Genomic DNA, 23,788 nt, shown 5'->3' with positions numbered 1-23,788 from the left:
TTACCGTTCAAAGTGAGCAAGCCAAGTCTTTAATATCTGCTGCAATATTTCACGCTCAGCGCTAGAAACTCCAGCCAATAATGCGCTCTGACATTGAATATGTCTGGGCAGCGCCATGTCAATCAACGACTTGCCTTGTGTGGTGAGCGACACATGCACGGCGCGGCGGTCTTCCTTACTGTGCTCGCGGGCAATCAGCCCTTTATTTTCAAGCCGGTCTAAGCGACTGGTCATGGCACCGGAGCTTAACATCATGCTCTGATACAGCTGCGAAGGCGATAGCATATAAGGCTCGCCCGAACGTCTAAGCGTCGCGAGCACATCAAACTCCCCCTGACCTAAACCAAATTCGCCGTGGCACAGGGCTATGGCGTTTTCCATATATTTGGTTATGCGCGCGATGCGGCCTAACACCGCCATCGGGACCAAATCCTCTGTCACCCCTTGAGCCTGCCACTGCCCAAGGATTTTATCCAATCCGTCTTCAGACGTTACGAGTGCCTGTTGAGTATCGAGTGCTGATTGATTTTCTGCCATGGTTTTATCTCTATATAAAGATTCTTTACATGCTAACCATTTTGCCGCAGAATTTACATATCTTTATATAAAGATACTTTTCATGAAGTTTAAGTCAGTTTCACAATGCATACAGTTCAACGGATTGTGTTAGCCATTTTTATTCGACCCTGCATAGGAGTATGCGATGTCTCATATTTTATCCCCTAGGGGCAATCAACTGATGATAGGCGTTAGTCTGTTACTTATCGGGCTTAATCTGCGCCCCATTCTTGCCTCTGTCGGCCCATTACTGCCGAGTATTCAACAGGATATTTCCTTAAGTTTTGCCCTCGCCTCTATGCTCACCCTGCTGCCAGTCCTCGCCATGGGAATGGGATGTTTTGTTGGTTTTAAGATTGCTAAAGGCTTGGGGTTTGCAAACACTGTGACTGTATCGCTGCTATTTCTGCTGATTGCAACTGCGATGCGTTTTTGGGTCGAGACGGCGAATGCGCTGATCTGTTCTGCACTTTTAGCGGGCATGGGTATCGCCCTTATCCAAACCTTAATGCCTACTTTGATTAAACAAAACTTTGCCGACAAAACGCCGTTGATGATGGGCTTATATGTCACCGCCATTATGGGCGGAGCGGCACTGGCCGCCAGCAGCGCACCATTTATAGCGGCCGATTTAGGCTGGCGAGCAGGCTTGGGCCATTGGACTTGGTTAGCCCTCATCGCCATCTTGCTATGGATTGTCAGCCGAAAACATCTTGCCCTGCCGAGTCACACCGACAAACAGGCGGAATACTCATTTTGGCGCTATCGCCGCAGTTGGTTATTGGCACTGTTTTTTGCTTTAGGGACAAGTTGTTATGTCTGCGTGCTCGCTTGGTTAGCACCTTATGCCATCGAGTTAGGTTATAGCCAAACCCAGGCAGGATTAGCCTTAGGCTTCCTCACCAGTATGGAAGTGATCGCAGGCTTAGTCTTTCCTTGGCTTGCCAGCAAATCGATGGATAGACGGGCGATTATTGCCTTGCTATGTCTGTTGCAACTCATTGGTTTTATGGGGTTCGCCCTCGCACCACAGGTATCGATATTCCTCTGGGCCGCACTGGCAGGACTCGGGATTGGTGGCATTTTCCCGCTGAGTTTGATTGTGACTATGGATCATCAACAGAATCCGCTGTTAGCGGGTAAGTTAACCGCCTTTGTGCAGGGTATTGGCTACAGTATTGCCGCTATCTCACCTTGGATAGCGGGACTTATTCGCGATAATTTCCAAAGCTTTAATATGGCCTGGTTATTACTTGCGGCGCTGAGTGTCATCGCTTATCTGCTATCGCGGCAATTTAATCCGAGCGGCTATGCCCAGCACTATCGACAAGTGATGGCCTAGGATTTAAGCACATAAAAAACCGCCCAATTTGTAAAAATTGGGCGGTTCAGGTATCAAGCTAACAGCTTAAACTCGAGTCGATTAAGACTTTTTCACAAAGCAGGTCAGGATCACGATGCGAGTGCCATTCACACGGCCCTCGATATGCTCAGGATTGTTGGTCAACGAGATATTGCGAACCGCTGTGCCGCGTTTTGCGACAAAGCTGGTGCCTTTGACGTTGAGATCTTTAATGATAACTACGGTATCGCCCGCGTTCAGTACCGCACCGTTGCTGTCTAAGGTCGGAGGCGTATCATCGCTCGCTGCAGCGGCCTCGGCATCGCCCCAAGCACGCAAATCTTCTTCCAGATACAGCATATCCAGTAAATCCTGCGCCCAGCTTTCGCTGCTTAGGCGTTTCAGCATGCGGTATGACATCACTTGAACCGCAGGGACTTGGCTCCACATGCTGTCGTTTAGACAACGCCAGTGGTTCATGTCCATGGTATCCGGTGCGGCGATTTGGCTGCTGCAATTTTCACAAATCATGATCTCGTTTTCATGACCATCGGAAGCCGGTAAGTCATAAATAGAGAGTTCGACGTCGCTTCCGCAGAGTTCACATTTGCCGCCACAGCGAGTTAGCAATTCATTTTCAGTCATTTTTTCTGTCTACATGCGTAATAAAACGCGGATTATGCCATAAATTGACTTTTCACGGCAGGGGGGAAGGCAAGATAACCCTATTTTTTATATGCGTTATCTGTTTCCCCATCCTTTAGATCGACATTAATCCTTAAAATTCATAAGCTAAACTGAGCCTAATATCACGCCCCGGCGCGGGAATTCCATCCGATAGAAACGGCGTCACTTGCTGGTTAGTCAGGTTTTTTGCCATTAAACGCACGCTGAGTCCTTTTAGAGTCTCTTGGGGCTCGTAGGCTAAATATATATTTTGTAAGAAGTAATTCTCACTTGGGGACTCAGCGTTAAAAATATCACCCTGAGGCACATTATCCTGCGCATCGTACCAAGTGCCCTGCCAAGCGACTGAGATGTCATCCGTAATGTACATTCCCACACGCAAGCGAATATCCAGCGGCGCAATGTTGGCAAGGTATTCGTCCTCGCCTTGGCTGTCTCTGAGCGATCCCCTGTGCTCACCCTGTAACCAAGAAACGGCTAAGTCACTGAAGAAATCCTGATAACGGTATTGGGACTCGAGATCGGCGCCGTAGATATCATAGCCGTCAAGATTGGTGTAACCACTTTGAATTGCTTGATTTGGGTCGGACTTTGCCCCACGGCGCTGGGCAATATCGTCACGCCCTAAGTTAGCAAAGAGGGTCACTTGGGTTGAAAGCGTATCTTGGGCGGCAAAAAGACTGGTTTGCTGTGTCATCAAGCCCAGTTTAAAGGCGTGCAGACGCTCAACATCGATATCTCGGCTCGTGCCAGTTATGCTCGCCTTGGCGTATTGCACCGCATAGATTTCATCGACCACTGGCGCCTGTAAGCTGTACGCATAATCGAAATTCACTCGAGTATTCGATGTTAACTTGTAGTCGATTCCCAATCGCGGTGAAAAGCCCGAATGGTGGGTCGAACTGTAATCGTGCCCCGCCTCGATATCGTTGTAATCGGGGGCAATGTTGGGACGGCCAATGCTGTAGATAAAGTCATAGCGTAGCGAAGGAGTAATGGTCAGCTCATCCGTCACGCTAATCGCATCGCGCAGATACACTGCATAGGTATCCTGGCGCCCTTCGGGCTGATAATAAGGGGTGTACCAACCGTAGTTTTTCTCGGGATTTTTCTCATAACTTTTGTTAAAGACCATTGAATCCCTATCGAGACTGCGGAACTGCAACCCGGTTGTGAGCTCATGATCCCCAATAATGCTTAAGTTGTTGATGTCAATGTAGTCACGCTTGTAATCCAACCAAGATTCATGGCCGAAATTGCCGACGGAGACAGTCATCTTTTCCCACGCGATTGGCGGCCTGATCCAGTGACGTGCATTGGCAGAATGGGAAACCACAATTTGGGTATCAATTAAAGGATTACTCGGTGAATAGCGATAATTCGCCGACCAAGTATTGTCTTCATAGGTGTTGTAGGCCGTAGTGGCATAGAGCGCCTGTTCATAGGAGCCATATTTACGGATGTTATAGTCAGAAATTGCGGGCATAGGCCCACGACGATTGGCCCAAGGCTTACGGCCTTCGTCGAGATAATGGGTCAGGCTCAACATGAGTTGATGGTCGCCCTGCTCATAATCCAGTTTGCCGAGGTAATTATTTTGCTCATAACCTGAGTATTCAAATTCATCACCATTGGCGAGCGTCACATCCCCCGCATCACGACGAGTGACATGCAATAAACCTGAAAGTTGTTTATTAGCTCGTCCATAAACCGTTCCCGTGTAGCTTTGGGCGTCGTTATTACTGGCATAACTGGCTTTGACTCGGGCACCAAGGTTTTGATTGTAATTTAGAAAATCATCGGCAGATTTAGTCACAACATACATGGAGCCACCAAAGCCGCCGTTACCCGAGCGGACATCGTGGGCCCCTTTAATCACTTCGACTCGCTTGATTAAATCGGGATCTAAGAAGAACGAGCCATAGCGATACTGCTCAAATCCCACGGGGGCGTTATCGACATAAATATTAAAATCTTCGGTTTCGCCAAATCCCCACAGGTTGATACGCTCACCACCACTGCGAGTTCCACCATCGATATGAGCACCAGCCATATCATCGATAACCTCAGCAAATGTGGTCGCTTGCATCTCTTCAATTTGCTCCATCGAGATGATCGCCTCACCCGGCTTAGTCATAGTGGTCGCTCGGCGGTATTGCTGGCCATGTACTTGTAGTATCTCAATCGGCTCGACCTTAGGTGCTCCCAATACTTCCTTAGCATTGAGTGGCAACGCAGGCAATATAGTTAAACCCGCACAGCCAATCATTGTTTTCGCTATCCTGCTCTTAGGTTGATATCCCATCTCCCCATCCCCTGTTACATAGTGTAAAAAAATAGGGCGGCATTATAGGCATCAAAGCAAAAGATGAGAATAATTCTCACCTAGCTTTACATGTAAATCACAACCTGTTGGTAACTGCCGGGAAATGCTCGAAGAATTTGCAATATCCAAGCGCATTTGTTCAACTCACACTAGCCTGTTTTGATTAACGGTCGGAATCCCAGTCTCAAGCACCTCAAAGGTTTTATGGACATGACTAAATTAACCGCAGAATCCCAAACCGAGTTGGCATTTACGGCCGCCAGCTTAGATTTTCTCAAACGGCTGGCGCTCAATAACTCCCGCGACTGGTTTAAAGCCCATCAGGAAGAATATGAAAGTAAGGTCAGAACCCCTGCACTGCATTTTATCGAGCAAATTCAGCCCGATATTGTGGCTATTTCCCCAAGATTAACGGCGGTTGCCAAAAAAGTCGGTGGCAGCTTAATGCGCCCGCAGCGCGATAGCCGTTTTAGCAACGACAAAACGCCCTACAAGACCAATGTGGGGATCCAGTTTAGGCATTTTCAGGGTAAAGATGTTCATGCACCAGGGCTGTATTTACACATTGCCGAGGATGGATGTTTTATTGCCGCCGGTATTTGGCATCCCGAATCCAAGGTGCTGAATGCCATTCGGACTTGTATCGATGAAAACCCCAACGGCTATAAAAAGGCGCTGCAGACCTTAACCAGTCAAGGATTTGTGATGGATGGTGATAGTTTGACTCGCCCGCCTAAGGGATTCGATAAACATCACCCAATGCTGGAGGAACTCAAACGTAAGGACTTTATCGCGCTAAAACCAATCCCCTTTGAGCGACTCTGCCAAGCCGATGCCGCCCGCTACTGCGCCGAACAATTCGCCCACTGTAGTCAATTGATGGCCTACTTATGTTTCGCCCTCGAATTGGACTTTTAGTTTTTGCAGTTGACGAGGCCAAGCATTCACTTGGCCTCATGCTTTTCCGTTTTGCTTAAGCCCTATTTCCCATCAATCGGTTTAAGTGGCGCCAACGCCAAACTCTTAAGGTATTCGCTTAAAACCTTAAATGCATTATCCAACAGGGCGTACTCCTTCGCTTTGCCTAGCACTCTAATCCCTTGTAATTGAAGCACTAAAAAAGCCGCGAGCGACTCAGGCTGAACCGATTGAGATAACTCACCCTGTAGTTGACTGTAGCGTAAAACATCGGTGAAATTACTCTGCAACTGGGCAAATAAACGCTGGCACTCCTGCTGCACGCAGTCATCATCGAGGCATTTTTCCATCACCGCATTCTGCATAAAGCAGCCGTACTCTTGCTCACGCTGCAAGGCCACAAATCGCGCTAAATAGGTCAAGATTTCACTCAACCCTGCCTGTGCGTGCAGAATGTGCTCCTTCGCGCCGAAGGAATAATGGTCGAGATAAAAGCGCAGGGATTCGCGATACAAACTCTGCTTATCGCCAAAACTGTTATACAAGCTGAAGCGATTAATCCCTAAGTGTTCGACCAGATCGGCAATCGAGGTCTCGGCAAATCCCTTTCGCCAAAACAGCTCCATCGCCTGGATAAGCTTTTCCTGTCTATCAAAATTACAACTGCGTGCCATGGTCCAAACCTAGATTGATGCCTGCATTAAACGGAATATCACGGGGTAAAAACATTCTTGACTGACCGTTTAGATATGGCGTAAATTCTATCCTAACCGATCGTTCCGTTAAAGCCCTGTTTGGCCAAACTTAAAGATTAATAGAAGGAAAAAGCATGAAGCTTTATGAATTAGCCCCTACGCCAAGCGCAAGACGCGTGAGTATTTTCCTCGCCGAAAAAGGCATCGACATTCCACGTGTGAGTGTGGACATTCGCGGCGGTGAAAACCTCAGCCCTGAATTTAAAGCCAAAAGCTTAAACGGCCGTATTCCCCTGCTCGAACTCGACGATGGCAGCTATCTATGTGAATCCGTTGCTATTTGCCGCTATTTAGAAGAAATCCATCCGAGCGCAACATCACTCTTTGGTAATAGTCCACTAGAGCGTGCCAGAGTCGAAATGTGGCAGCGCATTATCGAGCTACAAGGATTGATGGTCGGCTTTCAAGCCTTTAGAAATCTGACGGGTATTTACAAAGACAGGGAAAATTGCGTCGAAGCCTGGGGCGCAGAATCACGCCAACGGGTCATTGACTTCCTGCCGACCTTAGACCAACAATTAGCCAAATCAAGCTATGTGGCGAGCGATAACTTTACGATTGCCGATATTTCTGCATACGTTTTTATTAGCTTTATTAAAAACTTAGATATTCTAGTTGATGACACCTTGCCCCACATTCAGGCATGGTTTGCGACAGTGACCCAGCGCCCTGCGATAGTGTCGCTTACCCCAAAAAACTAGCAGCTATGCCCTATTGGGCAGCCAAGTTAAGCATTAACCAGTTAAGACTTAAGGGATAACTATGATTGATTTATATACCGCCGCGACCCCGAACGGTTTTAAAATTTCCATCGCGCTCGAAGAAATGGGTCTCGACTATCGAGTGCATAAGTTAGATTTCAATACTAACGAACAGAAGCAGCCTGAGTTTCTCGCCATTAACCCTAATGGCCGTATTCCAGCCATTATCGACCGAGATAACGAGGACTTTGTGGTGTTCGAGTCCGGCGCAATTCTTCTGTATCTGGCGGAAAAAACCGGTAAGTTCTTACCAGACGATCCTAAAAAGCGCTCACAGGTCATTCAATGGCTCATGTTCCAAATGAGCGGTGTCGGCCCGATGATGGGTCAAGCTAACGTGTTTTACCGTTACTTCCCTGAAAAAATCCCCGCGGCCATTGAACGTTATCAAAAAGAAGGTCGACGTTTGTTTGAGGTAATGAATATCCAGTTAGCCAAGCATCAGTATCTGGCTGGCGATGAATACACCATTGCCGATATCGCGACTTGGCCTTGGGTGCGCATCCATGAATGGAGCGGCATCAACATGGAAGGACTCACTCACCTACAACGTTGGTTAGACGAACTAGCCCTGCGTCCCGCCTGCCAAAAAGGCATAGTGACACCTCCGCCCTCAGTATTGAGTGATGAAGAACGTGCTAAGCAAATCCAGAAAATGGTGACTAAGTAGGTCATCCTTTCCTCACCCGCGCATTCGTTTTCCCATCAAGCCCCAACTCAGCATTGGGGCTTTTTTACTGCTAGCGATACGTAAAACTGCTACACTCTGCGCCACTTATTGATTTGCTTGGCCATATTCATCCCAACGGCTGGATGTCACTCGGCCGAGCCCCTTTTCAGGCTAACTTTATGGGCAATCCAAACGGCTTATCATCAGCAATCATGGCATCAACAGTGAATATCGAACCGCAAACCCTCGCGCAAAAACGCGGATTAAGTTATGCCAATACCATTAAGTTATTGTTCGATGAGATTTTAAATACCAAGCAACCCGCCGACCGAGTGCTCGCGAACTACTTTAGGGAACATAAAAAGCACGGCTCTAAGGATCGCAAAGTGATCCGCGAATCCTTATTTAGCCTGTTCCGTTGGTGGGGCTGGTTTAAAGCCACGGGCGATCATCAACAGGCGCCCCAATTTTTTGCCATGCTCAGTGCGAGCGCCTTAATCGAAGCCCATCCATGGCAGGACATCGCCCAAGCCTGGCATGAACTCGCACAATCGACTGTTGATTATCAACAACTTCAATCCCTTAGCGCTAACAGCTTAACGGATAAGTTGGCACTGGTACGGCAGCAATTTCCCGAAGTGTCCTTCGAACTCACAGATTTATTACCCGAATGGTTTTGGCAGGTCTGCCCGATTGCCCCAGAGTTGCGTCCAAATCTCATCGAAGCCATGTCTAGCCGCCCACCGATTTGGGGACGCGCGCAGGGAATAGATAGCCAATCGGCAGTCAAACAACTGCAAGTGCTAAAGATAGATGCGAGCCTCAGCCCCTATTTTGCAGATGCCATTAACCTTGGCACTAAGAGCATGAATTTCAATGAAATATCAGTCTATAAAGAGGGCAAAATTGAGATCCAGGATCTAGCCTCGCAAGTGATAGGTCAAATTTGTGCACCAGAGCCCTGGCAGCACTGGTGGGATGCCTGCAGTGGCGCAGGCGGAAAAACCTTGCAATTGCGATCACTGATGCAAACGGCCGCGACTAAGCAAAACCCATTAGTAGGCTCAATTGTCTCATCAGATATTCGCGCCCACGCCTTAGAAGAACTCAGCAAACGTGCCCAGCGGGCAAGATTTGATGGCATCAGCATTGCGCGCTGGCGCAGTGATGCACTGCCGGTCGATGCCAACCATTTTGATGGGGTTTTAGTCGACGCGCCCTGTAGCTGCACGGGCACCTGGCGCCGTAATCCCGATATGCGCTGGCTCGACAGCCTCGATGCCGTCACAGATAAAGCCGCACTCCAGCTGGATATTTTAAGCCGCAGCAGTAAGGCGGTAAAACAGGGCGGAAGCTTAGTCTATGCCACTTGCTCATTGTCGCCTGTAGAAAATGAGCAAGTGGTTTGCGCCTTTTTACAACAACATCCCGAGTTCAGCCTAGTGCCGATCCGCCACCCCTTTACCGGCGAACAAACAGAAATGTTGACCGTGTGGCCCTTCGAAGCCAACACCGATGGAATGTTTGTGGCGCGTATGCAACGCAATTATTAGGGCGTGTTGACGTTTCAGGGTTGTTTTTGCAGCAGTTTGGCTGGCTTTTATGCAAGGCAAAGTCCGTGCAGTGTAGTTATTCTACATAAACGGACGATAACGCGGCAGAAAAGCCAGCCAAATGCTGCCCGAAGGGTTCGTCTGGCAAGCCCTTGCTCTTATTTTCTGTCATAAGAGCCGCTCGTCATTTGAGTAGAATAACGACACATCATTCCTCGTTTCGCGAGCACGTGCTTGCCAGAACGAACAAAATTTAATCTCGAAACGTCAACACGCCCTAGTTATTTTAGTGAGTACTAAAGTTTCAGGTTGGTTTTTAAGAAGCTTAGCATCTGATCGTAATACTTGGCTCTATGGCTATCATCATAAAAACCATGGCCTTCGTTATCCATCACCAGTTTTTGATAGGGATAATTATGGGCCTTGAGGGCTTTTTCGAGTGATTCGAGTTGTGTTATCGGGGTTCGTTCATCGTCACCGCCATGAACCAATAACAAGTTTGCCTTAAGCTTGTTGACGTTATAGCTTGGAGACATCGCTTTAAGTGTTTCCAAGTTGTTGCCTAGTACATTTTTTTGATAGCTGCTTCCGGAAGATGAGTCCGCAACGTCACTATCGTCTGTCCAGAGGGGAAGATCGTAGATCCCTGCCATGCCCACGGCACATTTAAACATATCGGGTGCTAATACCGCACTTTGCAAGGCGCTATAACCGCCAAAGCTACCGCCTGCGATACACACCCGTTCCTTATCGGCAAAGCCTTGGTCAATCACATATTGAGTTGCATCGATAATATCGTGCTGAACATCCGAGCCCCATTTTTTATAGCCAGCTTGCTCGAAACGCTCGCCATAACCCCCTGAGCCACGGAAGTTTACTTGCAACACCGCCATACCATTTTGAGCAAGTAGTTGGTTTTGTGAGTCAAACCCCCACCAGTCACGAACGCCATGGGGGCCACCATGGGGATTGACGACCAGAGGTAAATTTTTGGCTTCTTTTCCATTGGGTAAGGTTAAGTAGCCATGGATTTTCTGGCCATCACGGTTAGTGAAACTAATAGGTTTAACCTCAGCCATTTGTTCGGGGTCGAGCCACTTACGGGCGGCGGCCAGATACTCTAGCTTGAGTTTTTTCGTATCAAACAAATAGTAATCACCGGGATTGCGATCGTTAAATGCAATCACCACCAATTGTTCGCCATTACGGGTTTCGCTGACGATTTGCACTTGATGCCCCGGCAGGGCCGCGAGTAAATCCTTAAGCAGTTTGGCATGGTTATCGTTGTTATCGACAAAGGCATAGCTTGGATAGCCATTTTCAAACTCAACGGCATAGAGCTGTTTGTTAGTGCCATTGATCCAGAAGTTGCTCGGATCGACGACCTCATCTTGAATGATTTCCGCTTTATCGCCTGTTTCGAGATTGATGCGATAGACACCTAAGGTTTCATTACCCACGCGGCCAGCGGCATAAATGCTATTTTTATTATCGGCGAAGGAGATAGGCGTAAAATCACTTAAGCCTAGGTTGAGTTTGTCGGTGTTTACCCATTCGCCATCTTTGCGGTAAAAGACTTTAGTAATGTTTTTGCCATCTTCCCCTGCCACAAAGCGGACTTCACCCTCATGGTCTGTCATAAAGCGTGCTCGGCCAATGGGAGAGCCTGTAATCCGCTTACGTGTGCCGTTAAATAGGTCTACGCGGTAGACATCCTGTAGCAGTTCAAAGTTTAAGTTCGATTCATTATTCCAAGGAATCGCATTGACTAGCATATAGCGTTCATCATCAGGCAGAGGATCGAGAATAAAGGCGGTGGCGCGCATTGGGGTGTTTTTCTTGATATTCGAGCCGGTTTGTTGCTCGCCGCTGTTATAGCCGAATAGGTACGCCTTGCGAGAACCATCGGCGTTGACCGCCATTAATTCGCCGTAGTATTGGGGTACATCGGTCCAGCCCTTAAGATATTCTTTTGCCAGTACAATGCGTTCGCTATTAGCCCACTCATAGGTGCCTACCTGCGCGTTGCTCGGGAAGCGAATTGCGTTAAGCAGTTTTTTGGTTTGGGCATCGAGTACTAAGAGGACATTCTTGCCTTCGACACTGGTGATTGCACTTAAGTATTTGCCGGTAGGCGAGATTTTGACGTTAGAGTACTCGTTACCGCGACTGAATAATTGGGATTGTGACAGGGCATTTGTCGCCGAGGTTTCGGCCGCTAATGTGCTGAAAGGCATAATAGGCAAGCAAATTACGGCCAATGCAGCAAATGGCAAAGATTTCATCTGACATCCTTGTAATATTATTGTGGTTTTTGTTTTGTAAATGTTTGCTCGAGATTAAAACAAAAGAAATATCGATACAAGGAGTAGGGGATAAAAGAAAGGACGGTGATTACCGTCCTTTGTATTGAAAAATCATTAGCTTTGTAAAAGCTGATGCTGAATAAAGCGCCACTGTTCATCGAAGTGCTGTGTTGGTTTGAGTTTAAACTCACTGCGGACAAATTGAGCAATTCGTCCTTCAGCGAAAGCTAACAGCAAATTAGCTAAAATAGCCTCATCTAAATTAAAGCCTTTACCTTCACGCAGGGTTTTTTCCCGCAGGATTTGCTTAAGTTGGGTCTCAATTTTGGCAAATAGGGTGCTGATACGACTGCGTAGACGTTCATTTTCACCTAAGAGTGCATCGCCATTGAGTACCCGAGAGATCCCCGGGTTACGCTCGGCAAAAATCAACAGCAGTTGCAGCACTAGTTGGCAACGTCTCATGGTGTCTTTTTCATCATCCATGATGATGTTGATGCGGGAGAGTAATGATTCTTCAATAAACTCAATTAACCCTTCAAACATCCGCGCTTTACTCGGGAAGTGGCGATAGAGTGCCGCTTCTGATACACCGACTTCTGAGGCGAGTTTAGCGGTGGTAATACGTTGTCCTGGGCTGGTTTCTAGCATTTGCGCTAGGCATTGCAGTATGTGTTCACGACGATTAATTTTTGGGCTTACAGCCATTGCAGTATCCTTCGCTCAATAACGATTCAGGTTATTTAGTGCCAGAATGGCCAAATCCACCTTCACCACGGTCTGAGCTGTCGAACTCATCAACGAGTTTGAATTGCGCTTGCACCACAGGGACAAATACCAGTTGTGCGAGACGATCACCGATTTCTAAGGTAAATGGGGTATCGCTGCGGTTCCAGCAAGAGACCATCAAAGGGCCTTGGTAATCAGAATCGATTAGCCCAACCAGATTTCCAAGGACGATACCGTGCTTATGGCCAAGGCCTGAACGCGGTAAAATCACGGCGGCAAGCCCAGGATCGGCTACATGGACGGCGATACCCGTTGGGATTAACTGGGTTTCTCGCGGAGCTATTGTCATGGCAGTATCTATCATGGCGCGAAGATCCATGCCTGCGCTACCAGGTGTTGCGTAGGCTGGCAGGGGAAATTCGGAACCAATGCGGGAGTCGAGGATCTTTAATTCAATCGGTGTTTTCATTTATTTTGTTTTTTCTTTCACTATCAACGAAAGTAATTGCCGAGCCAACGTGAGCTTATCGGTAGCTGGCAAATCTTGACTACCCTGTGGCCAGAATACACGCAGGGCATTGGCATCGGCATTAAAGCCAAGACCAGCAACGGATACATCGTTTGCGGCGATCATATTCAAATTTTTGCGTTTGAGTTTATCGCGGGCGTAGGCTTCTACATCATGGGTTTCGGCGGCAAATCCCACCACAAAAGGACGGTTTGCCAAGCTTGCAACCGTCGCTAAGATATCAGGATTCCTCACCAGCGCAAGTTGCATTTCTTCGGCGGACTTTTTGATCTTACAGTCCGCAATATCGCTGACGCGATAGTCGGCAACCGCCGCGCAGCCGATAAAAATATCTTTTTTATCAACATTATCCATCACGGCGTCGAGCATGTTTTGCGCCGATTCGACATTGATGCGCGTCACCCCTTCAGGCGTGGCTAAATTTACGGGTCCTGCGACCAAGGTCACAGCGGCGCCCATGTCTGCTGCGGCTTTCGCTAAGGCGAATCCCATCTTGCCTGAGCTGTGATTAGAGATATAACGCACCGGATCGATGGCTTCACGTGTTGGCCCTGCGGTAATGAGCACTGACTGGCCCGCTAGGGGCTGCGTTTCCTGTTCAGCATAGACATCTTTTGTTGCAAAAAAGCGACTGGCAAGTTCGGCAATTTCGAGCGGTTCGAGCATACGACCAGGGCCGACTTCGCCACAGGCTTGGCTGCCGCTGGCGGGGCCCCACAGGGTATAACCTCGGCCTTGTAAACTCGCTAAATTGGCTTGGGTAGCGGCATTGCGATACATCTGCTGATTCATCGCGGGGCACAGGGCTATCGGGGCTTCGGTCGCAAGGCAAGTGGTGGTGATAAGCTCATCCGCCATGCCAGCATTGATGCGGGCGAGAAGATTCGCCGTTGCAGGGGCGATAATCACTAAATCCGCCCAGCGCGCGAGCTCGATATGACCCATTGCCGCTTCGGCGGCGGGGTCGAGTAAGCTTGATGATACTGGATGGCCAGACAAGGCTTGCAGTGTGAGTGGGGTAATAAATTCCATGGCGCTCTGGCTCATCACCACTCGCACATCAAAGCCGCGTTCTTTTAAGCGGCGCACTAAATCCGCACTTTTGTAGGCCGCAATGCCGCCACCAATACCCAGTAGGACGTTTTTCGTTATCAGGCTCACAGACATCATCCGAGATTGAAATAATGTCGCCAACCATACCACAAAGCGATGAATTGGCGTGACTGTCCAAGTTCAAAAAATCTCGTCCATACTCTCTAAAGTAAAAATAGAAAACGACAGGAGGTCACATGGCGATTAAGGATTGGCCAGAGGGAGAAGGGCCGCGAGATAAGTTATTAGTCAAAGGCGCTGCCCATCTTTCAGATGCAGAATTGTTGGCCGTTTTACTGCGAAATGGGCTGAGCGGTTTGAATGCGGTCGACCTTGCACGCTCACTCATTCAAGAATTTGGTGGATTAAGAAGCTTACTTTGCGCACCAAAGCATCAGGTGTGTCGACTTCCGGGCGTGGGACCTGTAAAATACGCCCAGCTTCAAGCCGCGGCTGAATTAGCGAGGCGTGTGGCACAAGAAAACCTGCAGAGAGGTCAGGTTTTGACAAATCCCGATTTAACTCGGGATTATTTAATGAGACAATTAGCTGACCGCTCCTATGAAGTGTTCGCAATTTTGCTGCTGGATAGCCAGCATAGAGTGATTCAATTCGTCGAATTATTCCGCGGAACAATAGATTCAGCTTCGGTGTATCCACGTGAAGTGGTGAGCTTAGTGCTGGAAAAAAAGGCTGCTGCCGTCATAGTGTGTCACAATCATCCGTCTGGTATTGCCGAGCCCAGTCAGGCTGACAGACGAATAACTGAGCGATTAAAAAATGCGTTAGCAACCATAGACGTATCCTTACTGGACCATATGGTTGTTGGTGATCGAGAGATAGTTTCCTTCGCGGAACGAGGCTGGATTAATTAATCTAACGCTTGATCTTACCTCTATGATCGTGTATAAAATGCGCCCTCTTTGTGCCTCGGGCGACGGCCATACGAGGTACATTAATGCTCGAGCGTTAAAATTGTTTTTTGGAGAAGACTGACATGTCAAGAGTATGCCAAGTTACTGGCAAGAAGCCGATGGTTGGTAACAACCGTTCGCACGCAAAAAACGCGACCCGTCGTCGTTTTTTACCTAACCTGCAAAATCACCGTTTCTGGTTAGAAGAAGAAAAACGTTTCGTACAGTTACGTGTATCTACTAAAGGTATCCGTCTGATCGATAAGAAAGGTATTGAAGTTGTTGTTGCTGAACTTCGTGCCCGTGGCGAGAAGGTGTAATAGATCATGGCTAAAGCTAAAGGTAATCGTGAGAAGATCAAATTAGTTTCTACAGCTAAAACTGGTCACTTCTACACAACTGAAAAAAACAAGCGTAACATGCCAGAAAAAATGGAAATCAAAAAATTTGATCCAGTTATTCGTCAGCACGTTATCTACAAAGAAGCAAAAATCAAGTAATCTTTGTTTAGTGTTTCGAGAAAAGCCCCTTATCTAAGGGGCTTTTTTTTGGCCTTTTTTCGGCTTCTCGTCATCAAGTTGAGATAAATCTGTCTCATACTTGGCCTGTATTGCTAAAGCACATCGAGTTAAAAAAATGTGAATATTTATCTGGAATGCAGTTTTTTGAAAATATAAGCACTTTATTGTATTAAATCTGCATTTTTGTGAGAATAAATTCTTTATTGGTGAATTAAAATGCAATACTATACGCGGGTTTTCGTTATTCACTCCTGGTAGGCCATTTTGGGGTTACCAGCTTAAATATGAGGTGTAAACAACGCGTGCGTACCACTGAACTGGTTGATGGATTTCGTCATTCTGCTCCTTACGTCAATGCCCATAGAGGGAAAACCTTTGTGGTGATGTTGGGTGGCGAGGCTTTAGCACAAAATCAATTTCGCGGCATTTTAAATGACGTGGCCCTGCTGCACAGTTTAGGCATTAAAGTGGTATTGGTGTATGGCGCGAGGCCGCAAATCGATGCGGCATTGGCAGCCAATGGAATTGAACCCGCCTACCACGAAGGTGTACGTATCACCGATGAGGACTCGCTTAAAGTGATTAAGCAAGTCGCGGGTGCATTGCAGTTTGATATCACCGCACGTTTATCGATGAGCCTAAGTAATACGCCGATGCAAGGCGCGCAAATCAACTTAGTCAGCGGTAACTTTGTGATCGCCCAGCCACTGGGGGTCGATAATGGCGTGGATTTTTGTTTAAGCGGCAAAGTGCGCCGTATCGATACCCAAGGGCTTAAGCGCCAGCTCGATAATCACTGTATCGTGCTGATGGGGCCGATTGCCGCATCGGTCACCGGCGAAAGCTTTAACCTTACCGCTGAAGAAATTGCCACACAGGTAGCGATAAAACTTAAAGCTGACAAGATGATTGGCTTTAGTTCGCAAAACGGCATCCTTGATCGCAATGGCGATGTGATTGCCGAATTAATGCCAAATGACGCGCAAAACATTCTGACTAAGCTTGCTGAGCAAGGTTCAGCCTGTGTGGGCACTATGGCCTTCCTCAAGGCGAGTATTGATGCGTGTCGCAATGGTGTGCCACGTTGTCATTTGGTCAGTTACCTCGATGACGGCGCCTTGCTTCAGGAGTTGTTCTCCCGTGAAGGCATAGGTACGCAAATCGTAACAGAGAGCGCTGAGCGTCTGCGCCGCGCATCGATTAGTGATATTGGTGGAATCCTCAATTTAATCCGTCCTCTGGAAGAGCAGGGCATTTTGGTGCGCCGCAGTCGTGAGCAGCTTGAGATTGAGATCGAGCAGTTTATGTTGATTGAGCGTGATGGCTTAGTGATTGGCTGTGCGGCCCTGTATCCCTTTGAAGAAGATAACGCCGGGGAGTTTGCCTGTTTGGTAGTGCACCCAGATTATCGCGATGCCGATAGGGGCAGTTTGTTGCTGAAAAATATTATAGGTCAGGCGCGTAGCCGTGGTTATTCGCGTTTGTTTGCCTTGACTACCCGCAGCATTCACTGGTTCTTAGAGCATGGCTTTGTGATTGAAGATGTGGATGCATTGCCGCAGAAGAAAAAGCAGCTGTATAATTATCAGCGCCGCTCTAAAATTCTCGCCCTCGATCTTTAAGCTTTTAACGCTTGATAAGATGCCAGCCTAGCGCTGGCATTTTTGTTGACATAATATGTCTTTGTTGGCAGATTAAGCTTTTCTTCCTTAAGGACTGCCCACCATGGTGACTCAGTTTTTCTCCCTTGCTCCACTGACTCAAACTTCGATTTTAAGCTTTATTACCTTGCTGTTAGTTTTAGTCGGCTTAATGTGGATGTTGTGGGTTAAACCTATGCCGAAAGTGGCTAAATCGGCGAGTTTAGGTATCTTGCTGGTAATGGTGGGTGGATCTTCTTGGGTGTTTTATCAATCCCATAATGCTGAAATCGCGCTAACCGACACAGAGCTAAAACTTGATATCCCTTTCTATAAAGTGCAGCTAGCACGCTCCGAGATCCTCGTCGAGCAGGCACGCATTATCGATTTGAAGCAGGAGGCGGATTTAGCGCCCAGCTTTAAGACCAATGGTATCGGTATGCCAGGGTTTCAACTCGGCTGGTTTAGCCTTAAAGGAAAAGGGCGTGCTTTTGTCGCAATAACGGATCGATCCAAGCTCGTATTAGTCCCAACGACCCAAGGCTACAATCTGCTACTGTCGGTGCCCGAAGGTGAGAAATTTTTAGCCCAGTTACAAAAGTAGGCGGTTAAGTTATACGTTCACTTAACCATGACCGACTTTTGTGACTGTGGACAACGGCGTGAAGTTATTACGCCATTTTGCGTTTATAGGCCATATCGAAGGTGAACACCAGCAGGGCGCTCCAGATAAAACCAAAGGTGATGCTCTTCTCGGCATCGAAGGGTTCATTGAATAAGGTTACTGCGAGGATAAACATAATACTCGGACCAATATATTGGAAAAAGCCGAGCATAGACAATGGAATGCGCACGGCAGCACCGGCAAAGCACAATAGTGGAATCGTGGTAACAATCCCCGCCGCCATCAACAACAAATTAAGGTGCCAATCGTTGGTGAGCATATTCGCCGTGGCGCTATCTAAAGTCGCGACCAGATAAACCAATGCAACCGGTAGCAGAATGGCGGTTTCGACTAGCAGACCCGATTTAGCATCCACATTGACCTTTTTACGCAGCAGCGCATATACCCCGAAGCTGCCCGCCAAGGCGAGGGAGACAATGGGAATAGAACCGAATGAAATCAACTGAATAAGCACGCCTGCACTCGCCAGCGCGACGGCAAACCATTGCAACTTACGTAATCTTTCACCCAAAAACAGCATGCCGAGCAGCACATTCAGTAGGGGGTTGATAAAGTAACCCAAGCTGGCATCGAGCATATGGTCGTTATTCACTGCCCAGATAAAAATCAACCAGTTGGCGGCAATCAACAGGGATGTGATGGTGAGCACGAGTAGCTGCTTTGGCTGTTTAAACAGTTGACGCAGCTTTCCAAAGCCACCGATAAACAGCATGATAATCACCATAAACACAAATGACCAGATCACCCGATGCAGTAAAATTTCGGTCGCCGAAACATGGTGGAGTAGTTTGAAATATAAGGGCGCAAATCCCCACATACAGTAAGCACTGACGGCGAGTAGGATCCCTTTGCGGTATTCAGTATCAGGCATGAGACATCTTCGAAGGACAACAGGACGGCGATTGTAGGAGGCTATGGGAATTGACTCAAGGTGTGTGCGCCTGCCTTTTTCGTTACAGGATGTCTCTAATGACCTGTGCTCAGCAAAAAGCAGAGGGAAACACCTGAATAATCAAGGTGTTTTCCTTTAGCTTATCGATGATGAATGCGGTAAAAAAATTCTAAAAAACGATGTGTGACAACGGACTAGCCAACCATATAAGTGCCTGTGCCGAAGGCGATATGGGTTCCTTGCTCGTTATGAAGCTCCATGCGACATACCGAGACGCGATTGCCAGCACGGATCACGCTGCCCGTGCCAGTGAAAACCTGTCCACGCCCGGGGCGCAGGTAATCAACGCGCATATCGATAGTGCCTAAGGTCTGCAACCGTTGTTGTAACTCCTCCACAGTCCAATCATCACGACTCGCAACCAGTCCTGCAAAGGCGGTGAGCCCTCCTACCACATCAAGCACAGTGGCGGTGACACCACCGTGGAGAATTTGTTGGTGAATATTGCCAATGAGTTCTGGCTTCATATTGATCACCACTTCGACGCCATCTATGTCGTAGCGTTTGATATCCAGACCCAATAAATTATGAAACGGCACGTGCTGATCAAACACTTCGGCAACACGTTTGAGTACTTCGGCTTGAATTGGGTTTGTCATGCTGTTCGTCCTTGTAGGCTGTAGGGCTTCTTAGAATAGGGTCGAAGCGTGTGCAATAGCGTTCGACTTAGAGCAATTAATCTACAGCCAAGCCTATGCCTAATGCAACTTAAGCCTTTGTGCGGGCAAATCGTCTTAGGTGTTGTGATGAGTCGTGGTAGCAGCCTAAGCCTTAGTTGTTAGCGCTGGGTCAGTTTGAGCAAGATGGCGCAAGACAGGAGCGATTCTGTCCTTTAGAATAGGCGCCCTTACTTTTTAGCTAGAAGATCCATGGAAACTCAGTTACTCGACATACATGATGATCCGCTGTCGCAACGCCTAGCGCAGGTGTTTGGCTACCGTGATTTTAGGGACGGTCAGCGCGAGGTTATCGAACGTGTATGCAGTGGTGAGGACTGCCTTGTGATCATGCCCACTGGCGGCGGTAAGAGTCTGTGTTACCAGTTGCCCGCACTGCTGATGCCTGGCATCACTATCGTGGTATCACCGCTGATTTCATTAATGAAAGATCAGGTCGACAGCCTGTTGCAGACGGGTGTCAATGCCGCCTATTTAAACTCATCGCAGCCGCGGGAACAAAGTTTAGAGGTGCTGAGGCAGTTGCATAGAGGCGAGCTAAAACTGCTATATGTGTCTCCTGAACGCTTACTTACTGGCGATTTTATCGAGCGCATGCGCTCCCTGCCGCTATCCATGTTTGCGATTGATGAGGCGCACTGCATCAGTCAATGGGGACACGATTTTCGTCCCGAATATGCTGCCCTTGGCCAGTTAAAGCAGCTCTTCCCCCATGTGCCCATGATGGCGCTCACCGCCACCGCGGATCAGGCGACGCGGCAAAATATTTGCGAGCGCCTAGGAATTAATCCCTTTAGGTTACTATCGAGTTTCGATCGGCCCAATATCCGCTATACGGTTGCCGAAAAACTCAATGCCGCGAATCAATTACGACAGTTTTTACTGCAACAGAATGGCAGTAGTGGCATTGTCTACTGCAGCAGCCGTCGCCGTGTGGATGAGGTGGCAGAAAGACTCACGCTGCAAGGGTTTCATGCTAAGGCATACCATGCGGGCATGACGCCCCAAGAGCGCGGTGAAGTGCAGGATAGCTTCCTTAAAGATCAAATTGATATTGTGGTTGCTACCGTGGCCTTTGGTATGGGGATTAACAAATCTAACGTGCGCTTTGTGGTGCATTACGATATCCCTAAGAGCATCGAAGCCTATTATCAAGAAACTGGCCGAGCGGGGCGTGATGGACTCGAGGCCGAAGCCTTTATGCTGTTCGATCCTGCCGATATTGGGCGGGTACGCCATCTTATCGAGCAGTCGGAGCCAGGGCCGCAGCAGCAGGTGGATTTCCATAAACTCAATACCATGGCTGCATTTGCAGAGGCGCAAACCTGTCGTCGCCAAGTATTGCTGCATTACTTCGATGAGAGCGCGTTAGAGCCCTGCGGCAACTGCGATATTTGTCTCGACCCGCCTAAACGTTATAACGGCACCGAGGATGCGCAGAAGGTGCTATCTTGCATCTATCGGCTCGGACAGCGTTTTGGTATCAATCATTTGATTGAAGTGTTACGTGGCTCCAAGGGCGCCGCGATTGTGGATAGAGGGCACGATAAACTCAGCACTTGGGGCATAGGCAAAGACAAAAGCCATGAATATTGGTTGAGCGTTATCCGTCAGCTCATCCATTTGGGGCTTGCGAGCCAAGATATTACGCGGGGCTCGTCCATCACCTTAAACCCTTCGGCAAGACCGATCCTTAAGGGCGAGGTGGCGCTAATGTTGGCGGAACCACGGATTCAACTGACCAACATTAAGCGTAAAGTCACTCAATCGCGGGCACCGCTGAATTACGACCGCAAACTGTTTGCGAGGCTAAAAGCCCTGCGTCGCACGATTGCCGAGGAGCAGGATGTGCCGCCCTATCTGGTGTTTAACGATGCGACCCTAGCGGAAATGGCAGCCATGATGCCGACCAGCCCCGGTGAAATGCTGGCGGTCAACGGCGTCGGTGAGCGCAAACTCAGCCGATTTGGTGACGATTTCCTCGATGAAATTGCCGCCTATTTAGCGGGGGAATAACTATTTAGTGGCTCGCTGCCCTTGAGTTTGCCTAATCGATTGATGCTAGCGCGTTTAACCAAAGATTCCAAAGTATCAAACTGTTGCATCACTGCAACGCCAATATTCACCTTACTTGTTCCTTGTAAGGTCTGAATGGTTGGGGTGATTTGGTTGACGACTCGTTGCGCGCCCACGGCAGAAGTATAGGGTAGAACGATAACGACCTCATCGATGGAATAGCGTAACAGTTTGTCTTGTTCCCGCAATTTGTCTTGCAGTTTGTCTAGTAATCCCGGTAAGTCGACTTGACGAATTTGGCTGGCATTGAGCAGCAATAATGACAGCGGATAATCACCCTGTTTAGCGCTGTGGAGTGTTAGTTCAAGTTGTTCTAGTGGTGGAATATTTTTGGGGCTAGCATCGGCTGCTGGTGCACGGTTATTTTGTTTATCAATAAAATACCAAATAGCGCTGCCAGTGAGTGCCATAATCACTAAAAATAATGTGCTATAGGCCCAATCAAGGTTTAAATCATTTAATAATGAAGTGTGACTATGTTGCTCATCACTGTTAGCCTGTTCTAATCCTTGTTGATTGAGTCTGGCTTTAAACTGCAAAATTCGGGTGTTATTGGTAGCTTCATTTGCTAATTCAGCTGCATCGAAGCGTTTTTGTAAAAACTCGTAGGCCAATTGGTAGTTATTATGGGTTTGATAGTAGTCGCTCAAAATGCCGTAAAACCACTTTAGGTCTGTATACTGTTTTAGTGCCTCTCCTTGCTCTATAGCGGATTGCATCAACGTGATTGCCGCTTCATCTCTATTCTGTGCAAATCTAATCTGAGCAAGTAAACGTGTAGAACGCATCATGGCAACTTTTTGGTTTTGTTGCTTAAAAGTGTTCATTGCAATGGAGATATATTCTTCGGCCGTGTCGATTTTTCCTTTATCGAGGGCGATTGAAGCCAAAATGGCATAGCTATAGGCGAGTTCGAGTGGAGAGCCTATTTCTGGCAGTAAAATTTTTGCTTGTTTTTCCAATTGATCGCTGTATTCACGATCGTTGTTGTCAAGTGCGATTCGAGCAGCATTACGCAGTAGCACATGTCGGACTTTTCCTTTGGCATCCGCACTTTTTAACGCTAGCTTAGTGTAATACATGGCTTGGGGTAAGTCGTTGGTTGCGTAGAGTAAATTGCCCATTGCAGCATAGACATATGCCTGCGGTGGCCACACCCAATTTTGTGTTTGTGAATTGATATCGGGATAGATATCGAGAGCGATACGTAAATCTTCGATGGCGGAGGAAAAGTTATCGGTATTGGTATCGAGTTGTCCTCTTAGCCTTAGTGCATCGATCAGGGCTTGAGGTTGCTGATAACGTCTGGCAAGAGTAATCGCAGAGTCGAGCAAGGGTAAAGCATCTTGGATATTATCATAATTGAGGTAGGCATCGGCCTGACAATTCAAAAAGTAGGGGCGAGCTTGATCGAGCTTAAGCTGCTTGGCGCTGGCCTCACCCATTTGGGCAAGGTTAATTGCCGCTTCATTTTCCCCAAGTTGTAGAAAATTTTGACATTTCAATACGTTGAGTCGAAGTTGATTGATGTCATTGGTGTTATCCGATGTTTGCTGTTTTTCTAGTGCGGTAATTTGCGCTAAGGCCTTGGTGGGGTACTGATAAACCATCTCTGCGAGATTATCTAACTGGTCGTTAGCACTGGCCCATAAAGGGAATAGCCATAAAAACAGGCTAAGTGCTAAGACGCGAAAATCCATTTTTTGCTCCATACCGTGCATCGATTCAACAATCCGTAACCGCAGGCGTGGATTATAACGTGTCTCTATGCTTTTTTGCATAAAAAATGATTTTTTTGTTATAAATTTGAGCGAGTCCAATTTATTAATTCTTATTCGCTAGCAAGGGATTAACAACTATCTCTTTAGATAGAATGCTGACATTTTGCTATTTAGGGGAAAGTATAACGCTGAACATGAAAAAAATTGGGGTTGACACACTTAGGCAAGCGAGTTAAATATTAACCGTCCTTATTTTGAGCCAATAGAATAAATATTTAATTTAAATGAATAGAATTAGCAGCAAACTCGACCTCCTCCTTCTCTCTCTCGCGCCACAAACGCGGAGGTCTTAGTGTTGCTCGCTCGATAGAAAGGC

General features: G+C 47.7%; 22 protein-coding genes. 11 read left to right on the top strand and 11 right to left on the bottom strand.

The annotated features are described in order from the left end of the window. Positions 1-537, bottom strand: coding sequence for a MarR family winged helix-turn-helix transcriptional regulator (locus SHD_RS02955; RefSeq protein ID WP_023265776.1), 537 nt, complete (start codon positions 535-537; stop codon positions 1-3). 166 nt (positions 538-703) lie between these two features. On the opposite strand from SHD_RS02955, the gene SHD_RS02950 reads away from it, so the two are divergent. Further along, positions 704-1,900 carry a cyanate transporter gene (locus tag SHD_RS02950; protein ID WP_039977329.1) on the top strand — a complete coding sequence of 399 codons (1,197 nt, stop codon included), beginning with the start codon at positions 704-706 and terminating at the stop codon, positions 1,898-1,900. Positions 1,901-1,981: 81 nt separating this feature from the next. On the opposite strand, the gene SHD_RS02945 is transcribed toward SHD_RS02950, so the two are convergent. Next, on the bottom strand, positions 1,982-2,545 hold the full coding sequence (locus SHD_RS02945) for a PhnA domain-containing protein (RefSeq protein ID WP_023265774.1): 564 nt from the start codon (positions 2,543-2,545) through the stop codon (positions 1,982-1,984). A gap of 133 nt (positions 2,546-2,678) precedes the next feature. After that, positions 2,679-4,892, bottom strand: coding sequence for a TonB-dependent receptor domain-containing protein (locus SHD_RS02940; protein WP_023265773.1), 2,214 nt, complete (start codon positions 4,890-4,892; stop codon positions 2,679-2,681). 231 nt (positions 4,893-5,123) lie between these two features. Here SHD_RS02940 and SHD_RS02935 point away from each other — a divergent pair, with 231 nt between their 5' ends. Then, the gene (locus tag SHD_RS02935) at positions 5,124-5,831 is read left to right on the top strand and encodes a DUF2461 domain-containing protein (RefSeq protein ID WP_084294824.1); all 708 of its coding nucleotides are present in this window, start codon (positions 5,124-5,126) and stop codon (positions 5,829-5,831) included. A 62-nt stretch (positions 5,832-5,893) separates the two neighbouring features. Here SHD_RS02935 and SHD_RS02930 read toward each other — a convergent pair whose 3' ends face one another. Further along, positions 5,894-6,505, bottom strand: a complete 612-nt coding sequence (locus tag SHD_RS02930; protein WP_023265771.1) for a TetR/AcrR family transcriptional regulator — start codon at positions 6,503-6,505, stop codon at positions 5,894-5,896. A 155-nt stretch (positions 6,506-6,660) separates the two neighbouring features. On the opposite strand from SHD_RS02930, the gene SHD_RS02925 reads away from it, so the two are divergent. The 3 genes from SHD_RS02925 (at position 6,661) to SHD_RS02915 (ending at position 9,570) form a co-directional block, all read left to right on the top strand. Beyond that, positions 6,661-7,287 carry a glutathione S-transferase gene (locus SHD_RS02925; RefSeq protein ID WP_023265770.1) on the top strand — a complete coding sequence of 209 codons (627 nt, stop codon included), beginning with the start codon at positions 6,661-6,663 and terminating at the stop codon, positions 7,285-7,287. 61 nt (positions 7,288-7,348) lie between these two features. Further along, on the top strand, positions 7,349-8,017 hold the full coding sequence (locus SHD_RS02920; protein WP_023265769.1) for a glutathione S-transferase family protein: 669 nt from the start codon (positions 7,349-7,351) through the stop codon (positions 8,015-8,017). Between the two features lie 179 nt (positions 8,018-8,196). Beyond that, positions 8,197-9,570, top strand: coding sequence for an RsmB/NOP family class I SAM-dependent RNA methyltransferase (locus SHD_RS02915; RefSeq protein ID WP_039977326.1), 1,374 nt, complete (start codon positions 8,197-8,199; stop codon positions 9,568-9,570). A 296-nt stretch (positions 9,571-9,866) separates the two neighbouring features. Here the strand turns inward: SHD_RS02915 and SHD_RS02910 are convergent, their stop codons facing one another. The 4 genes from SHD_RS02910 to coaBC all read right to left on the bottom strand — a co-directional run bounded on the left by SHD_RS02910 (position 9,867) and on the right by coaBC (position 14,304). Then, positions 9,867-11,855, bottom strand: a complete 1,989-nt coding sequence (locus tag SHD_RS02910) for an alpha/beta hydrolase family protein (protein ID WP_023265767.1) — start codon at positions 11,853-11,855, stop codon at positions 9,867-9,869. A gap of 135 nt (positions 11,856-11,990) precedes the next feature. After that, a complete protein-coding gene (slmA, locus tag SHD_RS02905; RefSeq protein ID WP_011624325.1) occupies positions 11,991-12,584 on the bottom strand; it encodes a nucleoid occlusion factor SlmA in 594 nt (197 codons plus the stop codon). Between the two features lie 31 nt (positions 12,585-12,615). Continuing rightward, entirely contained in the window at positions 12,616-13,074 is a 459-nt protein-coding gene (gene dut, locus SHD_RS02900) for a dUTP diphosphatase (protein WP_023265766.1), read from the bottom strand. Continuing rightward, the gene (coaBC, locus tag SHD_RS02895; RefSeq protein WP_023265765.1) at positions 13,075-14,304 is read right to left on the bottom strand and encodes a bifunctional phosphopantothenoylcysteine decarboxylase/phosphopantothenate--cysteine ligase CoaBC; all 1,230 of its coding nucleotides are present in this window, start codon (positions 14,302-14,304) and stop codon (positions 13,075-13,077) included. A 119-nt stretch (positions 14,305-14,423) separates the two neighbouring features. Here coaBC and radC point away from each other — a divergent pair, with 119 nt between their 5' ends. The 5 genes from radC to SHD_RS02870 all read left to right on the top strand — a co-directional run bounded on the left by radC (position 14,424) and on the right by SHD_RS02870 (position 17,905). Continuing rightward, positions 14,424-15,101: a RadC family protein gene (gene radC, locus SHD_RS02890; protein ID WP_011624322.1), complete on the top strand. Its 678-nt coding sequence runs from the start codon at positions 14,424-14,426 to the stop codon at positions 15,099-15,101. Positions 15,102-15,223: 122 nt separating this feature from the next. After that, positions 15,224-15,460 carry a 50S ribosomal protein L28 gene (rpmB, locus tag SHD_RS02885; RefSeq protein ID WP_006079870.1) on the top strand — a complete coding sequence of 79 codons (237 nt, stop codon included), beginning with the start codon at positions 15,224-15,226 and terminating at the stop codon, positions 15,458-15,460. A 6-nt stretch (positions 15,461-15,466) separates the two neighbouring features. Continuing rightward, complete coding sequence (gene rpmG / locus SHD_RS02880; protein WP_006079871.1) at positions 15,467-15,640, top strand: 50S ribosomal protein L33; 174 nt, start codon at positions 15,467-15,469, stop codon at positions 15,638-15,640. Between the two features lie 323 nt (positions 15,641-15,963). Then, positions 15,964-17,283: an amino-acid N-acetyltransferase gene (gene argA / locus SHD_RS02875; protein WP_039977292.1), complete on the top strand. Its 1,320-nt coding sequence runs from the start codon at positions 15,964-15,966 to the stop codon at positions 17,281-17,283. Between the two features lie 103 nt (positions 17,284-17,386). Beyond that, positions 17,387-17,905, top strand: a complete 519-nt coding sequence (locus tag SHD_RS02870) for a PH domain-containing protein (RefSeq protein ID WP_023265763.1) — start codon at positions 17,387-17,389, stop codon at positions 17,903-17,905. A 67-nt stretch (positions 17,906-17,972) separates the two neighbouring features. Here the strand turns inward: SHD_RS02870 and rarD are convergent, their stop codons facing one another. Next, a complete protein-coding gene (gene rarD, locus SHD_RS02865) occupies positions 17,973-18,857 on the bottom strand; it encodes an EamA family transporter RarD (RefSeq protein WP_023265762.1) in 885 nt (294 codons plus the stop codon). 215 nt (positions 18,858-19,072) lie between these two features. Then, on the bottom strand, positions 19,073-19,537 hold the full coding sequence (locus tag SHD_RS02860; protein ID WP_011624318.1) for a thioesterase family protein: 465 nt from the start codon (positions 19,535-19,537) through the stop codon (positions 19,073-19,075). Positions 19,538-19,807: 270 nt separating this feature from the next. Between SHD_RS02860 and recQ the strand changes: the two genes are divergently transcribed. Next, positions 19,808-21,631: a DNA helicase RecQ gene (recQ, locus tag SHD_RS02855; RefSeq protein ID WP_023265761.1), complete on the top strand. Its 1,824-nt coding sequence runs from the start codon at positions 19,808-19,810 to the stop codon at positions 21,629-21,631. Here recQ and SHD_RS02850 read toward each other — a convergent pair. Beyond that, on the bottom strand, positions 21,613-23,391 hold the full coding sequence (locus SHD_RS02850; RefSeq protein ID WP_039977291.1) for a diguanylate cyclase domain-containing protein: 1,779 nt from the start codon (positions 23,389-23,391) through the stop codon (positions 21,613-21,615). The genes recQ and SHD_RS02850 overlap by 19 nt on opposite strands. Positions 23,392-23,788: the final 397 nt, after the last annotated feature.

Source organism: Shewanella decolorationis S12, assembly GCF_000485795.1.
GTDB classification, from domain to species: domain Bacteria; phylum Pseudomonadota; class Gammaproteobacteria; order Enterobacterales; family Shewanellaceae; genus Shewanella; species Shewanella decolorationis.
The sequence above is the reverse complement of the archived record's forward strand: the minus strand, read 5'-3'. Positions and strand labels throughout refer to the sequence as shown.

Coding starts and splice junctions, on each gene's coding strand:
- SHD_RS02925 (WP_023265770.1), top strand. CDS start 6,661: ATGAAGCTTTATGAATTAGCCCCTACGCCAAGCGCAAGACGCGTGAGT.
- SHD_RS02870 (WP_023265763.1), top strand. CDS start 17,387: ATGGTGACTCAGTTTTTCTCCCTTGCTCCACTGACTCAAACTTCGATT.
- SHD_RS02950 (WP_039977329.1), top strand. CDS start 704: ATGTCTCATATTTTATCCCCTAGGGGCAATCAACTGATGATAGGCGTT.
- SHD_RS02945 (WP_023265774.1), bottom strand. CDS start 2,545: ATGACTGAAAATGAATTGCTAACTCGCTGTGGCGGCAAATGTGAACTC.
- rpmG (WP_006079871.1), top strand. CDS start 15,467: ATGGCTAAAGCTAAAGGTAATCGTGAGAAGATCAAATTAGTTTCTACA.
- slmA (WP_011624325.1), bottom strand. CDS start 12,584: ATGGCTGTAAGCCCAAAAATTAATCGTCGTGAACACATACTGCAATGC.
- SHD_RS02915 (WP_039977326.1), top strand. CDS start 8,197: ATGGGCAATCCAAACGGCTTATCATCAGCAATCATGGCATCAACAGTG.
- SHD_RS02860 (WP_011624318.1), bottom strand. CDS start 19,537: ATGACAAACCCAATTCAAGCCGAAGTACTCAAACGTGTTGCCGAAGTG.
- SHD_RS02910 (WP_023265767.1), bottom strand. CDS start 11,855: ATGAAATCTTTGCCATTTGCTGCATTGGCCGTAATTTGCTTGCCTATT.
- SHD_RS02955 (WP_023265776.1), bottom strand. CDS start 537: ATGGCAGAAAATCAATCAGCACTCGATACTCAACAGGCACTCGTAACG.
- SHD_RS02920 (WP_023265769.1), top strand. CDS start 7,349: ATGATTGATTTATATACCGCCGCGACCCCGAACGGTTTTAAAATTTCC.
- SHD_RS02930 (WP_023265771.1), bottom strand. CDS start 6,505: ATGGCACGCAGTTGTAATTTTGATAGACAGGAAAAGCTTATCCAGGCG.
- rpmB (WP_006079870.1), top strand. CDS start 15,224: ATGTCAAGAGTATGCCAAGTTACTGGCAAGAAGCCGATGGTTGGTAAC.
- rarD (WP_023265762.1), bottom strand. CDS start 18,857: ATGCCTGATACTGAATACCGCAAAGGGATCCTACTCGCCGTCAGTGCT.
- SHD_RS02850 (WP_039977291.1), bottom strand. CDS start 23,391: ATGGATTTTCGCGTCTTAGCACTTAGCCTGTTTTTATGGCTATTCCCT.
- dut (WP_023265766.1), bottom strand. CDS start 13,074: ATGAAAACACCGATTGAATTAAAGATCCTCGACTCCCGCATTGGTTCC.
- SHD_RS02935 (WP_084294824.1), top strand. CDS start 5,124: ATGACTAAATTAACCGCAGAATCCCAAACCGAGTTGGCATTTACGGCC.
- radC (WP_011624322.1), top strand. CDS start 14,424: ATGGCGATTAAGGATTGGCCAGAGGGAGAAGGGCCGCGAGATAAGTTA.
- coaBC (WP_023265765.1), bottom strand. CDS start 14,304: ATGATGTCTGTGAGCCTGATAACGAAAAACGTCCTACTGGGTATTGGT.
- recQ (WP_023265761.1), top strand. CDS start 19,808: ATGGAAACTCAGTTACTCGACATACATGATGATCCGCTGTCGCAACGC.
- SHD_RS02940 (WP_023265773.1), bottom strand. CDS start 4,892: ATGGGATATCAACCTAAGAGCAGGATAGCGAAAACAATGATTGGCTGT.